Raw genomic sequence first — 12,557 nt, 5'->3', positions numbered from 1 at the left:
CGGCCCGGCGCGGCGCGGCTTGCGGAAACTGGCTGGGATCCAACTCCTTCCCCCTCCGGGGGAAGGCGGGGATGGGGGCACGCAGCCTGTGCGATCCAGCGCCGCTCGCCCCCACCCCAACCCTCCCCCGAAAGGGGAGGGAGCAATTCAGTCGGCGGTGCGCGGCTTGACGCAGCCGGCCGCCTCGCGCGCCCGGCTGCGCGCGGTGTCGACATCCTGCGCATGCACCAGCGCCACGCCCATGCGGCGCTTGACGAAGCTCTCGGGCTTGCCGAACAGCCGCACGTCTGCGCCCGGCACGCGCATCGCCTCTGCCACGCCGTCGAACACGATGCCGGTGGCGTCGACGCCGCCGTAGATCACCGCGCTGGCGCCGGCGCTCTTGAGGGTGGTGTCGACGGGCAGGCCGAGGATCGCCCGCGCGTGCAGTTCGAACTCGTTCTGCCACTGCGTCGCCATCGTCACCATGCCGGTGTCGTGCGGGCGCGGGCTGACCTCGCTGAACCAGACCGCATCGCCCTTGACGAACAGCTCTACGCCGAAGAGGCCCTGGCCGCCGAGGTCGGCCGTCACGGCCTGCGCGATCTGCTGCGCCTTCTGCAGCGCGGCCGGCGCCATCGGGTGCGGCTGCCAGCTCTCGACGTAGTCGCCGCTCACCTGCAGGTGGCCGATCGGCTCGCAGAACGATGTCTGCACCGTGCCATCGGCACCGACCGAACGCACGGTCAGCAGCGTGATCTCGTAGTCGAAATCGATGAAGCCCTCGACGATCACCCGGCCATGGCTGACGCGGCCGCCGGCCATGGCGTAGTCCCACGCCTTCTGCACGTCGGCCGGGCCGTCGATCTTGCTCTGGCCTTTGCCGGAACTGCTCATCACGGGCTTGACGACGCAGGGGTAGCCGATGCCTTTTCCGTTCTCGCCGTCGATCGCGGCCTGCAGCTCGGCCAGCGAGTCGCAGAACTTGTAGGGGCTGGTCGGCAAGCCCAGCGTTTCGGCGGCCAGGCGGCGAATGCCTTCGCGATCCATCGTCAGGCGCGCCGCGCGCGCCGTCGGGATCACGCGCACCACGCCGGCGTCTTCGAGCTGCTGCAGCATCGGCGTGGCGATGGCTTCAATCTCGGGCACTACGAGCATCGGCTTCTCGGCCTCGATCAAGGCCTTGAGCGCAGCCGGATCGCTCATGGTGATGGTGCGCGCGTGGTGCGCCACCTGCTGGCCGGGCGCGTTCTCGTAGCGGTCGACCGCAATGGTCTCGACGCCGAGGCGCTGCAGGGCGATGAGCACCTCCTTGCCGAGTTCACCGGAGCCAAGCAGCATCACGCGGGTTGCAGAGGGGGAAAGAGGGGTTCCAAACGTCGTCATGGCGACGACTTTAATTCACGGCTTGACCCACAATGGCGGATTTTCCAGGAGCTTCCCAAATGGCCATTCAGACCGTCGGCATCATCGGCGCCGGCACCATGGGCAACGGCATCGCGCAGGCATGTGCGGTGGCGGGCGTCAACGTCATCATGGTCGACATCGCGCAGGCCGCGGTCGACAAGGGCGTGGCCACGGTGTCCGGCAGCCTCGACCGGCTGATCAAGAAGGAAAAGCTGAGCGAAGCGCAGAAGACCGCGGCGCTGGCGCTCATCAAGGGCTCGACCGACTACGCCGAACTCAAGGGCGCACAGCTGGTGATCGAAGCCGCCACCGAGAACCACGCGCTCAAGCTCAAGATCCTGAAGCAGGTCGACGAGCTGCTGGCGCCCGAGGTGATCATCGCGTCGAACACCTCGTCGATCTCGATCACGCAGCTGGCCGCCGCCACCTCGCGCGCCGACCGCTTTATCGGCATGCATTTTTTCAACCCGGTGCCGATGATGGCGCTGGTGGAGATCATCCGCGGCTATCTCACGAGCGACGCCACCCACGATGCGGTGAAGGAACTGGCCGTCAAGCTCGGCAAGTCGCCGATCACGGTGAAGAACGCGCCGGGCTTCGTGGTCAACCGCATCCTGGTGCCGATGATCAACGAAGCGTTCTTCGTGCTGGCCGAAGGGCTCGCTATGGCCGAGGACATCGACGACGGCATGAAGCTCGGCTGCAACCAGCCGATCGGCCCGCTGGCGTTGGCCGACATGATCGGCCTCGATGTGTGCCTGGCCGTGATGGAGGTGTACCTGGAGCAGTTCGGTGATTCCAAATACCGGCCATGCCCGCTGCTCAAGGAAATGGTCGCTGCGGGGCAACTCGGCCGCAAGACCAAGCGCGGCGTGTATATCTACTAACCCCCAGTCTTCGCGCACTGCGTGTCGCTGCGCCAACCCCCTTTGCAGGGGGCAACACCAGCGGCCCGGCGAAGCCGGTTCCGCGGTGTTTCACGAATAAATCCAGAGAGACAGATGCCATGACTGCCATCGCCACTGACCCGCCCGCCGAGGGCTGCATCGACACCCAGGTGCTCGACCATGTGCTGCTGATCGGCATCAATCGCCCGGCCAAGCGCAACGGCTGGACGCCGCCGATGTTCAGGCAGCTCGCCGAGGCCTATACGCGGCTCGACGACGACCCTGCTCTGCGCGTCGGCGTGCTGCACGCGTTCGGCGACCATTTCACCGCGGGCCTCGACCTGCCGGCCGTGGCCGAGTACATGCGGCGCGGCGAGAAGGCAACGCCCGAAGGGCTGGTGGAACCGCACGACTTCGGCCTGCCCGGCTACCGCCGGCGCACCAAGCCGATGGTGGTGGCGGTCAAGGGCATCTGCTTCACGGTCGGCATCGAGCTGATGCTCGGTGCCGACATCGTGGTGGCGGCCGACAACTGCCGCTTTTCGCAGATGGAAGTGCAGCGCGGAATCATGGCCACCGGCGGCGCCACGCTGCGCATGGCTGAGCGCGCGGGCGTCGGCAACGCGATGCTGCACCTGCTGACGGCCGACGAGTTCGACAGCGCCGAGGCCTTGCGCTGCAACTTCGTCCAGAAGGTGGTGCCGGCCGGTCAGGAGCTGGACGCGGCGCTCAAGATCGCGCAGCGCATCGCGGCCCAGGCGCCGCTGGCCGTGGTCGCCACGCGGCTGAACGTGATCAAGGCGGTCGAACAGGGCCCGCTCGCGGCCGTGGCCGAGTTCATCGAGACTCAGAAGCGCCTGTCGAACAGCGAGGATGCGGCCGAAGGCGTGCGCTCGTTCGTGGAGCGGCGGCCTTCGCGCTTCAGCGGGCGCTGACGCTGCGGACGGGGGGCGGCTCAACCGCCGCCGGCGCCGTCGAACTGCCGCATCATCGCGACCGTGTCGTCGCCGCCCAGCCCCGCGGCGATAAAGCTTCGATGGAGTTCGGTAACCATACCGGCCAGCGGCAACGCCAGACGCTCAGCCTGCACAAAGGCCTGCACCGCATCGAGATCCTTCAGCATGTTGTCGATGCGGCCGGTGGGCGTCATGTCGCGCGCGGCCATCTTGGGGCCGAACTCACGCAGGATCTGGCTGTCGGCGCGCCCGCCCGCCAGCGCGGCGGGCAGACGGGCCGCGTCCACGCCGCCGGCCTCCGCCAGGCGCACCGCCTCGGCCATGGCCTGGAAGCCGATCGCGCAGAGCAACTGGTTGACCAGCTTGGTGGTCTGGCCGGCGCCGCTCTCGCCCATGTGCGTGTAGTTCGCGCACAGGCTGTCCATCACGGCGCGCGCACGCGCCACGTCGTCCGCGCTGCCGCCCGCCATGACGGTGAGCTGCCCCAGCAGCGCCTTCGGCGCGCCCCCGGAGAGCGGCGCGTCCACGAAGCCCATGCCGGTGCGCTCGCGCAGCGACCGGGCCAGCCGGCGCGTGGCGGGCGGGTCGATCGACGACATGTCGATCAGCAGCCGCCGTGCATCGGCCGGAGCAGCGGCGATGCCCTCCTCGCCGAAGATCGCGCGCTCCACCACCGCTGCGGCGTTGAGGCTGGTGATGACGAAGTCGCTGGCCGCGGCCGCTGCGGCAGCGGTGCCTGCGGCCTGTGCGCCATGCACTTCCAGCGCCGCGACCTTGGCTGGGTCGAGGTCGAACACGCTGACGCTGTGGCCGCAGTCGAGCAGGCGGCGCGCAATGGCGGAACCCATGATGCCCACGCCGATAACGGCCACGCGCTGACTCGGAAATGCCATGGCGGAACTCACTTTGCGATGTGGTGCGCGTTCTGGGCGGGGCTGTGCGCCGACCCGGCCGAGATAGGGGGGCGGGGGGCGCCTCGATGTGTGACAGGGCCTGAAAGTTACCGGTATCTCTTTCACCCGTCAAGCAGAAAATCCGCCTAGGAACTCTCGCGCTGCTCGATGTGGAACGGGATCAGCACGGTCTCGGCCGGCGGTCGATGGCCGTCGCGCAGGCCGTCGATCGCGCTCAGCAGCAGCTCCCCGGCAGCGCGGCCGATGCCCGCGCAGTCCACCGCCACGGTGGTGATGCGTGGATGCGCGGTACGCGCCACCTCGAAGTCGCCGAAGCCGGCGATCGCGATGCGCCCCGGTACATCCCATCCGCGCCGCTGGCACTCCATGAGCGCGCCGAAGGCCGACAGATCCGACACGCAGACCACCGCGTCCACGTCAGGCCATTGGCGGATCAGTTGAACCACGGCTTCGCCGCCCTGGGACATGGAGATGGGCGGCTGCCCGAAACTGATGACCCGGCCGTCGGGCAGGCCCAGTTCGCGGATCGCCTGCGCGTAGCCGCGTCGCCGATCGGCACCCCGCGTGTCGCGGTTGGAGGTACCGCCGATGAAGGCGATGCGCCGGTAGCCTTTGGCGTGCAGGTGGCGCACCATGACCGCGGCCGCCTCGGCATTCGAGAAGCCGACAACATGCTCGATTGGCTTGGCAGGCAGATCCCAGGTCTCCACCACCGGAATGCCGGCGGCGCGCAGCATGCTGCGCGCCGCCGTTGTATGGCTGCCACCGGTGAGGATCACGCCTTCGGGACGGCGCGTGAGCATCGCCCGGACCAGGCGCTCCTCGGTTTCCACGCGGTAGTCGGTGTAGCCCAGCAGCAGTTGCAGCCCGCGCGACTCGACGACATCGGTGAGGCCCTGGGCGGTTTCGGAAAAGTTCGAGTTGTTCAGCGAAGGGAGCAGCGCCGCGACAAAGCCGGAGCGCTTGCTGGAGAAGGTGCGCGCGGTCTGGTCGATCACGTAGCCCATCTCATCGCAGGCCTGCAGGATGCGCTGGCGCAATGCCTCGGAGGTCACGCGTTCGCTTTCCACGCTGCGGTTGAGCGCCCGCGATACGGTCATCTTGGAGACACCCACGCGCGCGGCCACATCGGCCATCGTCACGGGGCGCAGGGGGGAAGCAGGAGCCTTTTTCGAAGCCAAGTCTGGACTCTTTTGCAAGCAGGACGCGAAACCCCAGGCAGGTGATATCGATACCACATCCGTCGCTCACCCTGAAGTCCGGTCGACGCCGGATTGCGGGAAGTTTAGTCGGTGAAGTGCGCTGCGCCCCCTGCGGAAAAGACCTAGATACCGGTATCTTTGTCGGTGCCACACTGCGGGCCACTCGAACCAGCCCCGCGATGTCCCTTGAAGCTCTCGACCCTCGCTTTGGGGCAAGTGAGTCGCCCGCGAGGCATCGTCGCCCGGTCGGCCGGACCGGTTGGGCGCAGGTAGCCAGCGGGCTGCAGCGGTGAAGACCGGAGAAGGAGATCTTCTTTTTTTAATTAGATTGCGCACAATTTAATTGTTAGCTACAATTCAGCCATGCGCACCGAACCCACCACCGACGACCTGCTGAAGCTCGACAACCAGTTGTGCTTCGCGGTGTATTCGGCGTCGCTCGCGATGACGCGTCTCTACAAGCCGCTGCTCGAAAAGTTCAACCTCACCTACCCGCAATACCTCGTCATGCTCGCGCTCTGGGAGCGCGACGGGTTGATGGTGTCGGAGCTCGGCACGCAGTTGTCACTCGACTCAGGCACGCTCACGCCGTTGCTCAAGCGGCTCGAAACCAACGGGCTCGTGTCCCGGCTGCGCGATGTGGCGGACGAGCGGCGCGTGCACATCACGCTCACGCCGGCGGGGCGCAAGCTCAAGACCAAAGCCGCGAGCGTCCCGGGTTGTCTGCTGGCAGCGAGCCAATGCTCCATTTCGGAACTGATGGGGCTCACGCGCCAGTTGCAGGTGCTGCGCGACCGCGTGAAGGCAGCCGCCTGAGTTTTTTGTTTCTCTTTCTCTCTCACCACCACTTCAACCAAAGGAAATCTCCATGACGACAAAACTCGACAAAGTGCTCTACACCGCCGAAGCCCACACCACCGGTGGCCGCGAAGGCGCGGGCAAGTCCAGCGACGGCGCAATCGACGTGCAACTGAGCTCGCCCGGTTCGGGCAAGCCGGGCACCAACCCCGAGCAGCTGTTCGCGGTCGGCTATGCCGCCTGCTTCATCGGCGCGATGAAAGCCGTGGGCCCGAAGATCAGCGTGAAGGTGCCGGACGACGTGGCAATCGACTCCAAGGTTTCCCTCGGCCCGACGAACGGCGGCGCGGCCTACGGCATCTCGGTCAAGCTGGCGATCACGCTGCCGGGCCTGGATGACGCACAAAAGAAGCTGCTGGTCGACACCGCGCACAAGGTGTGCCCGTACTCGAACGCCACGCGCGGCAACATCGACGTCGATCTCGAAATCGTCTGATCCGGCGCCGGGCCCTGCGCCCCAAGCCCGCGGCCGTCGCCGATGCGACGCCCGCGGGCTTTTTTGCATGCGCTCGTCGCGTTGCTGCGCTAAGGTGGGCGCATGAGCACCACCACCCTCCTCATCCGCAAGGACGCACTCGGCACCACGCGCCTGCTGAGCACCGAAGACGTGCCTCTCGCCGACGGCCAGGTACGGGTTCGCGTCGAGTCCTTCGCGCTGACCTCCAACAACATCACCTACGCCGCCTTCGGCGCCGCGATGAACTACTGGGGGTTCTTTCCGAGCGCCGAAGAAGGTTTCGGCGTGATTCCGGTGTGGGGCTTCGGCACCGTGGCACAGTCGCTGCATCCCGGCGTGGCGGTGGGCGAGCGCCTGTACGGCTACTTCCCGATGGCCGACCAGGTGGTGCTGCAGCCGGATCGGCTCAGGCCCGACGGTTTCGTCGATGCTGCGCCGCACCGCGCCGAACTGCACGCGGTCTACAACCGCTACACGCGCTGCAACACCGACCCGTTCTACACCGCCGACACCGAAGACATCCAGGCGCTGCTGCGGCCGCTGTTCATCACGTCGTGGCTGATCGACGACTTTCTGGCCGACAACGACTTCTTCGGGGCCGACACCATCCTGGTGTCGAGCGCGTCGAGCAAGACGGCCTACGGCACGGCCTTCCAGCTGGCGCAGCGGCCCGGCCTCGAGGTGGTCGGCCTGACGTCGGCGGGTAACAAGCTGTTCTGCGAAAGCCTGGGCTGCTACAGCCGGGTGATCAGCTACGACGAACTGGAGCTGGTTCCGGGTGACGCGGCGAGCGTGTATGTCGACTTCGCGGGCAATGCGGCGCTGCGGCTCGCCGTCCACACCCGTTTCGTCAACCTGCGGCACAGCAGCTCGATCGGCGGCACCCACGTTGAACAGCTGGGCGGTGCCAAGGACTTGCCGGGCCCGCGGGCCACGCTGTTCTTTGCGCCGGCGCAGATCAAGAAGCGCACCGAGGAGTGGGGCTCGGCCGGCCTCGGCGAGCGCTTGCTGAAAGCCTGGACGAGCTTCATTGCGCAGGTCACCGACCCGGCAGCGCCCTGGCTGGTGGCCGACCACCACCGCGGGCCGGAGGCCGTGCAGGCGGCTTACCTCGAAGTGCTGGGCGGCCGCAGCCACCCGCGCGTGGGGCACATGCTGTCGCTGATCAAGCCGTAGCGGCCGAATGCGGCCGGGCGCGACAATGGCCCGGATGCACCCAGACCAACCCGGCGCCACGCCCGCCTCCCCTGCGCCGTCGTCCACCCACCCGTACCAATCGCTTACGCCCGACGTGGTGCTCGACGCCTTGGCCACGCTCGACCTGCACGGCGACGGCCGCCTGCAGGCACTGAGCTCCTACGAAAACCGGGTCTACCAGATCCACCTGGAAGACCGCAGCATCGTGGTAGCCAAGTTCTACCGGCCGGGCCGCTGGAGCGAGGCGCAGATTCTCGAGGAGCACGCCTTCTCGGCCGAGCTCACCGCCGCCGAAGTGCCGGCCGTGGCGCCGCTCGAACTGAAAGGCGCGACGCTGCACGCGCACGCCGGCTTTGCGTTCAGCGTGAGCCCCTACCGCGGCGGCCGCCCGCCAGAGCTGGACGACTTCGAAGTGCTCGAATGGATCGGCCGCTTTCTCGCACGCATCCACACCGTGGGCGGCAAGCGGCCGTTCGTGACGCGGCCGGCGCTCGACCTGCAGAGCTTCGGCATCGCCTCGCGCGATTGGCTGCTGGGCCACGACAAGATTCCGCTCGACGTGCAGAGCCTGTGGGAGAAGCACTGCAACCAGGCGCTCGACCTGATCGCAGCCACAGCCCTCGCCACGGATGCCAAGGGCGCCTTCGGCAGCGAATTCAAGAGCCTGCGCCTGCACGGCGACTGCCACCCCGGCAACATCCTCTGGACACCGACCGACCGCCCCGATGGCGGGCCACACTTTGTCGACCTGGACGACGCCCGCACCGGTTTCGCGGTGCAGGATCTGTGGATGCTGCTTTCGGGCGAGCGCGCGCAACGCACCGGACAGCTCAGCGGCCTGCTCGAAGGCTACGAACAGTTCCGCGAATTCGACCGGCGCGAGCTGGCACTGATCGAACCGCTGCGCACGCTGCGCCTGATCCACTACAGCGCATGGCTCGCGCGGCGCTGGCAGGACCCGATCTTCCCGATCAACTTTCCATGGTTCGGCTCGAGCGACTACTGGAACGGGCAGGTGCAGATGCTGCAAGACCAGTGCGAGGCGATGGAAGAAGCACCGCTGTACTGTTGACTCGCCCCCAGCCTTCGCGCACCGCTCAAACCAGCAGCGCGTTGACGCGCCGCACGTAGGCAGCAGGGTCGGCCGGCATGCCGCCCTCGGCCAGCAGCGCCTGGTCGAACAGAATGTTGGCCAGGTCGTCGAAGTGCGCCGAGCCTTCGAGCTTCCTGACCAGCGCATGTTCGGCGTTGACTTCGAGCACCGGCTTCAGGTCGGGCGCGGGCTGGCCGGCCTGTTTGAGCATGCGCGCGAGCTGGGTGCTCATGCCGCCGTCCTGCACCACGAGGCAGGCGGGTGAATCGACCAGGCGGGTGGTGACGCGCACGTCCTGGGCCTTGTCCTTGAGCGCTTCCTTGAGCTTCTCCAGCAGCGGCTTGAAGGATTCGGCGGCTTCCTCAGCGGCCTTCTTCTCGGCCTCGTCCTGCAGCTTGCCCAGATCGACCGCACCCTTGGCCACGCTTTGCAGCGGCGTGCCGTCGAACTCGTTGAGGTAGTTGAGCGCCCACTCGTCGACGCGATCGGTCATGAGCAGCACCTCGATGCCCTTCTTCTTGAAGACCTCGAGCTGCGGGCTGTTCTTCGCGGCGGCCATGGTGTCGGCCGTGATGTAGTAGATCGCGTCCTGGCCCTCCTTCATGCGCGCCTTGTAGTCGGCGAAGCCGACGCTCACGCTGTCGCTGGCGGTCGAGGCGAAGCGCAGCAGCTTTGCGATGCGCTCGCGGTTGGCATGGTCTTCGCCCAGGCCTTCCTTCAGCACCGCGCCGAACTCGGCGTAAAACTTCGCGTACTTGCCGGTTTCGTCCTCGGCCCCCGCCTCGTCCTTCTTGTCGGCCACATCGGTCACGCCGTCTTCGGCGGGCGCCGGCGTGCCCTTCCTTGCCAGGTCTTCCAGCATGCCGAGCACGCGCTTGGTGCTGCCTTCGCGGATCGCCTTCACGTCGCGGCTTTCCTGCAGCAGCTCGCGGCTCACGTTGAGCGGCAGGTCGGCCGAGTCGATCACGCCCTTGACGAAGCGCAGGTAGCCCGGCATCAGCGCCTCGGCATCGTCCATGATGAAGACGCGCTTGACGTAGAGCTTGACGCCCGCGCTCTTCTCGCGGTTCCACAGGTCGAACGGCGCCTTAGCCGGGATGTAGAGCAACTGCGTGTATTCAGTCGAGCCTTCGACGCGATTGTGGCTCCAGGCCAGCGGCGCCTCGAAGTCGTGGCTGATGGCCTTGTAGAACTCGCTGTATTGCTCGGGTGTGATGTCTTTCTTGCTGCGGCTCCAGAGGGCGTTGGCCTTGTTGACCGTTTCCCATTCGCCGGTTTTCACCATAGCGCCGGGTTGGTCGTTCTCGCCCTCTTTCCATTCCTCTTTCTCCATGAGGATCGGCAGCGAGATGTGATCGGAGTACTTGCCGACGATCGACTTGAGCTTCCACGTGTTGAGGTATTCCCCGGCACTGTCCTTTTCGTCATTGCGCAGATGCAGCGTGACACTGGTGCCGCGCGCCGGGCGGGTGATCACGTCGACCTCGAAGTCGCCGGCACCGCCGCTCGTCCAGCGCACGCCCTCTTCCGCAGGCAAGCCGGCGCGGCGCGATTCCACCGTGATCTTGTCGGCCACGATGAAGCCCGAATAGAAGCCCACGCCGAACTGGCCGATGAGCTGTGCGTCGGCTTTCTGGTCGCCGCTGAGCTTGGCCATGAAGTCCTTGGTACCGCTCTTGGCGATGGTGCCGAGGTTGTCGATTGCCTCGTCGCGCGACAGGCCGATGCCGTTGTCCGTGATCGTCAGCGTCCTGGCGGCGGCGTCGAAGCTCAGGCGCACGTCCAGATCGGGCTGGTCTTCGTAAAGCGCGGGGTGGTCGAGCGCCTCGAAGCGAAGCTTGTCGCACGCGTCCGAGGCGTTCGAGATCAGCTCGCGCAGAAAGATCTCCTTGTTGGAGTAGAGCGCGTGGGTGACGAGGTGAAGCAGTTGGGCCACTTCGGCCTGGAAAGGGAGTTTGGTGCTGGCGCTGGTCATGAGAGAGAGATGTTTTCAGGTGGTGGGCCGGCACGGCTGTCGGCCCGCAAGTCAGGTGGTTGCGGCCGCCGCATTTTCAACGGCCGCCGCGGGCCCGTGATTGTCGGATTTGTGGTCCCGGTAACGAATTCACGCCCCGCTTGACGCGCTGGCGCGACAAAGAGCGTGCTTATTTAACAGATGTGGGTCGTTAGTTCACAAAACCGTCTTGTTTTGTAGTCTTTCTCTTACAGTCCGCTTGCCGACCGGCTTTGGCCTACGACCTTTGTCCAATTTACAACCCCTTTAATTACAGATTCATCATGAAAAGGCTCCTTCTGGTTTCCGCGCTCGCAGCGCTCGTGTCCCCGATGGCGGCATTCGCCGAAAGCGCCATGGTTGCGCCAGCTGCCGCGAACGCAACGGCATCTGCGAAGCTTGACTTCCGCATCACCGTGCCGCGCGTGCTGTTTCTGCAGGTCGGCACCGGCACCAAGTTCGCAGCCAACACGGGCGTCGACCTGATCGACTTCACGGTGCCAGCCGCCAACGTTGGCGACGGCACGGTCGTGGCAGCCACGGCCGCCAGCGGCGACCTCACGAACGGCGCGGTCACCGTGCGTGTCATGGGCAACGGCGCCAGCACGATCTCGCTGAATTCGGCCACCACCGGCGCAATGAACAATGGCGCGGGCGCCACGGTCGGCTGGAACCGCATCTCGGTGGCCGCCGCACCACTGACGGCCGGCACCACGACGGGCTTTAACAACACCGGCATCGCCCACCCCGCCTTCCCCGCCTCGAACACCGGCAACGGCACCGCCACCACGCTGAACGCCACCAACGGCGTCGTGCGCGAAGAAGGCAAGTGGACCTTTACCTATCTGAACACGGACATCCTCGCCGCGGGCACCTACGGCGGCGTGAACACCAACGCCGGCCGTGTGACCTACACCGCCACGATGCCCTGAGCATCCGCAGCACCTGACACCTGAACGCCATGCGGATCGAAGCGCGGCTGACACTGCTGGCCGCGCTGGCGACCGCGCTGGTGTCGGCCCATGCCGAATCGGATTTCGCCAGTGCGACCTCCGGGACACTGACGGCGACCGCACGGCTGGACTTCATCGTCACGATTCCGCGCGTACTGTACCTGCGGGTCGGCACCGGCACCAGCTTCACGAGCGTCGGTACCGTCAACCTGATAGACATCACGGTGCCGGCGGCAGCGGTCGGCAACGGCGTGGCGGTCGCAGCCACCGGCGGTGACATCGGCGCCGGCGCGGTGACGGTACGGGTGATGGGCAACGGCGGCAACATCACGCTCAACTCCAACACCACCGGCCCGCTCAACAACGGCGTCGCAGCGCAACAGATCGGCTGGAACCGCATCAATGTGGCGAGCGCGCCACTGGCCAGCACGACCAGCGGCTTCAACAACAGCGCAATCACCCATCCGGCCTTCAACACCACCGGTGGCGCAGGCACTGCGGTGCTGCTGACTGCGAGCAACAAGCTGGTGCAGCAGGAAGGCCAGTGGACCTACAGCTATGCCAACACCGAAGCGGTGGCGGCGGGCACGTATGGCGGCGTGGGCGTCAACAATGGCCGGGTCACCTACACGGCCTCCATGCCATGATCGCCCGCGCGACC

General features: G+C 66.5%; 12 protein-coding genes. 8 read left to right on the top strand and 4 right to left on the bottom strand.

The genetic code is table 11. The annotated features are described in order from the left end of the window. Positions 1-147: 147 nt before the first annotated feature. Entirely contained in the window at positions 148-1,365 is a 1,218-nt protein-coding gene (gene purT, locus ACSFA8_RS00890; protein ID WP_435477642.1) for a formate-dependent phosphoribosylglycinamide formyltransferase, read from the bottom strand. A 59-nt stretch (positions 1,366-1,424) separates the two neighbouring features. On the opposite strand from purT, the gene ACSFA8_RS00885 reads away from it, so the two are divergent. Both ACSFA8_RS00885 and ACSFA8_RS00880 read left to right on the top strand, forming a co-directional pair. Next, entirely contained in the window at positions 1,425-2,273 is an 849-nt protein-coding gene (locus ACSFA8_RS00885) for a 3-hydroxybutyryl-CoA dehydrogenase (protein ID WP_435477641.1), read from the top strand. Between the two features lie 119 nt (positions 2,274-2,392). Then, the gene (locus ACSFA8_RS00880) at positions 2,393-3,208 is read left to right on the top strand and encodes a crotonase/enoyl-CoA hydratase family protein (RefSeq protein ID WP_286541366.1); all 816 of its coding nucleotides are present in this window, start codon (positions 2,393-2,395) and stop codon (positions 3,206-3,208) included. A gap of 20 nt (positions 3,209-3,228) precedes the next feature. On the opposite strand, the gene ACSFA8_RS00875 is transcribed toward ACSFA8_RS00880, so the two are convergent. Next, entirely contained in the window at positions 3,229-4,122 is an 894-nt protein-coding gene (locus ACSFA8_RS00875; protein ID WP_435477640.1) for an NAD(P)-dependent oxidoreductase, read from the bottom strand. Between the two features lie 146 nt (positions 4,123-4,268). Further along, entirely contained in the window at positions 4,269-5,279 is a 1,011-nt protein-coding gene (locus tag ACSFA8_RS00870; protein ID WP_435478428.1) for a LacI family DNA-binding transcriptional regulator, read from the bottom strand. 429 nt (positions 5,280-5,708) lie between these two features. Here ACSFA8_RS00870 and ACSFA8_RS00865 point away from each other — a divergent pair, with 429 nt between their 5' ends. From ACSFA8_RS00865 to ACSFA8_RS00850, 4 genes are all read left to right on the top strand, one after another. After that, complete coding sequence (locus ACSFA8_RS00865) at positions 5,709-6,161, top strand: MarR family winged helix-turn-helix transcriptional regulator (RefSeq protein WP_435477639.1); 453 nt, start codon at positions 5,709-5,711, stop codon at positions 6,159-6,161. A gap of 52 nt (positions 6,162-6,213) precedes the next feature. Continuing rightward, positions 6,214-6,639 carry an organic hydroperoxide resistance protein gene (locus tag ACSFA8_RS00860; RefSeq protein WP_435477638.1) on the top strand — a complete coding sequence of 142 codons (426 nt, stop codon included), beginning with the start codon at positions 6,214-6,216 and terminating at the stop codon, positions 6,637-6,639. A 102-nt stretch (positions 6,640-6,741) separates the two neighbouring features. Continuing rightward, the gene (locus ACSFA8_RS00855) at positions 6,742-7,836 is read left to right on the top strand and encodes a DUF2855 family protein (RefSeq protein WP_435477637.1); all 1,095 of its coding nucleotides are present in this window, start codon (positions 6,742-6,744) and stop codon (positions 7,834-7,836) included. A gap of 34 nt (positions 7,837-7,870) precedes the next feature. Further along, positions 7,871-8,929 carry a serine/threonine protein kinase gene (locus ACSFA8_RS00850; protein ID WP_435477636.1) on the top strand — a complete coding sequence of 353 codons (1,059 nt, stop codon included), beginning with the start codon at positions 7,871-7,873 and terminating at the stop codon, positions 8,927-8,929. A 25-nt stretch (positions 8,930-8,954) separates the two neighbouring features. Here the strand turns inward: ACSFA8_RS00850 and htpG are convergent, their stop codons facing one another. After that, positions 8,955-10,925 carry a molecular chaperone HtpG gene (htpG, locus tag ACSFA8_RS00845; RefSeq protein ID WP_435477635.1) on the bottom strand — a complete coding sequence of 657 codons (1,971 nt, stop codon included), beginning with the start codon at positions 10,923-10,925 and terminating at the stop codon, positions 8,955-8,957. Between the two features lie 302 nt (positions 10,926-11,227). Between htpG and ACSFA8_RS00840 the strand changes: the two genes are divergently transcribed. Beyond that, positions 11,228-11,875 (top strand): hypothetical protein, encoded by a 648-nt coding sequence (locus ACSFA8_RS00840; protein WP_435477634.1) that lies wholly within the window; start codon positions 11,228-11,230, stop codon positions 11,873-11,875. Positions 11,876-11,904: 29 nt separating this feature from the next. Then, positions 11,905-12,543, top strand: a complete 639-nt coding sequence (locus tag ACSFA8_RS00835; RefSeq protein WP_435477633.1) for a hypothetical protein — start codon at positions 11,905-11,907, stop codon at positions 12,541-12,543. Positions 12,544-12,557 lie beyond the last annotated feature (14 nt).

Source organism: Variovorax nitratireducens, assembly GCF_051216545.1.
In the GTDB taxonomy this organism is placed as follows: domain Bacteria; phylum Pseudomonadota; class Gammaproteobacteria; order Burkholderiales; family Burkholderiaceae_C; genus Variovorax.
This window is presented reverse-complemented; position numbering and strand designations above follow the sequence as displayed.

What these genes read in the sequence shown, in the direction of transcription:
- purT (WP_435477642.1), bottom strand. Translation starts at nt 1,365, where the DNA reads ATGACGACGTTTGGAACCCCTCTTTCCCCCTCTGCAACCCGCGTGATG.
- ACSFA8_RS00885 (WP_435477641.1), top strand. Translation starts at nt 1,425, where the DNA reads ATGGCCATTCAGACCGTCGGCATCATCGGCGCCGGCACCATGGGCAAC.
- ACSFA8_RS00880 (WP_286541366.1), top strand. Translation starts at nt 2,393, where the DNA reads ATGACTGCCATCGCCACTGACCCGCCCGCCGAGGGCTGCATCGACACC.
- ACSFA8_RS00875 (WP_435477640.1), bottom strand. Translation starts at nt 4,122, where the DNA reads ATGGCATTTCCGAGTCAGCGCGTGGCCGTTATCGGCGTGGGCATCATG.
- ACSFA8_RS00870 (WP_435478428.1), bottom strand. Translation starts at nt 5,279, where the DNA reads ATGGCCGATGTGGCCGCGCGCGTGGGTGTCTCCAAGATGACCGTATCG.
- ACSFA8_RS00865 (WP_435477639.1), top strand. Translation starts at nt 5,709, where the DNA reads ATGCGCACCGAACCCACCACCGACGACCTGCTGAAGCTCGACAACCAG.
- ACSFA8_RS00860 (WP_435477638.1), top strand. Translation starts at nt 6,214, where the DNA reads ATGACGACAAAACTCGACAAAGTGCTCTACACCGCCGAAGCCCACACC.
- ACSFA8_RS00855 (WP_435477637.1), top strand. Translation starts at nt 6,742, where the DNA reads ATGAGCACCACCACCCTCCTCATCCGCAAGGACGCACTCGGCACCACG.
- ACSFA8_RS00850 (WP_435477636.1), top strand. Translation starts at nt 7,871, where the DNA reads ATGCACCCAGACCAACCCGGCGCCACGCCCGCCTCCCCTGCGCCGTCG.
- htpG (WP_435477635.1), bottom strand. Translation starts at nt 10,925, where the DNA reads ATGACCAGCGCCAGCACCAAACTCCCTTTCCAGGCCGAAGTGGCCCAA.
- ACSFA8_RS00840 (WP_435477634.1), top strand. Translation starts at nt 11,228, where the DNA reads ATGAAAAGGCTCCTTCTGGTTTCCGCGCTCGCAGCGCTCGTGTCCCCG.
- ACSFA8_RS00835 (WP_435477633.1), top strand. Translation starts at nt 11,905, where the DNA reads ATGCGGATCGAAGCGCGGCTGACACTGCTGGCCGCGCTGGCGACCGCG.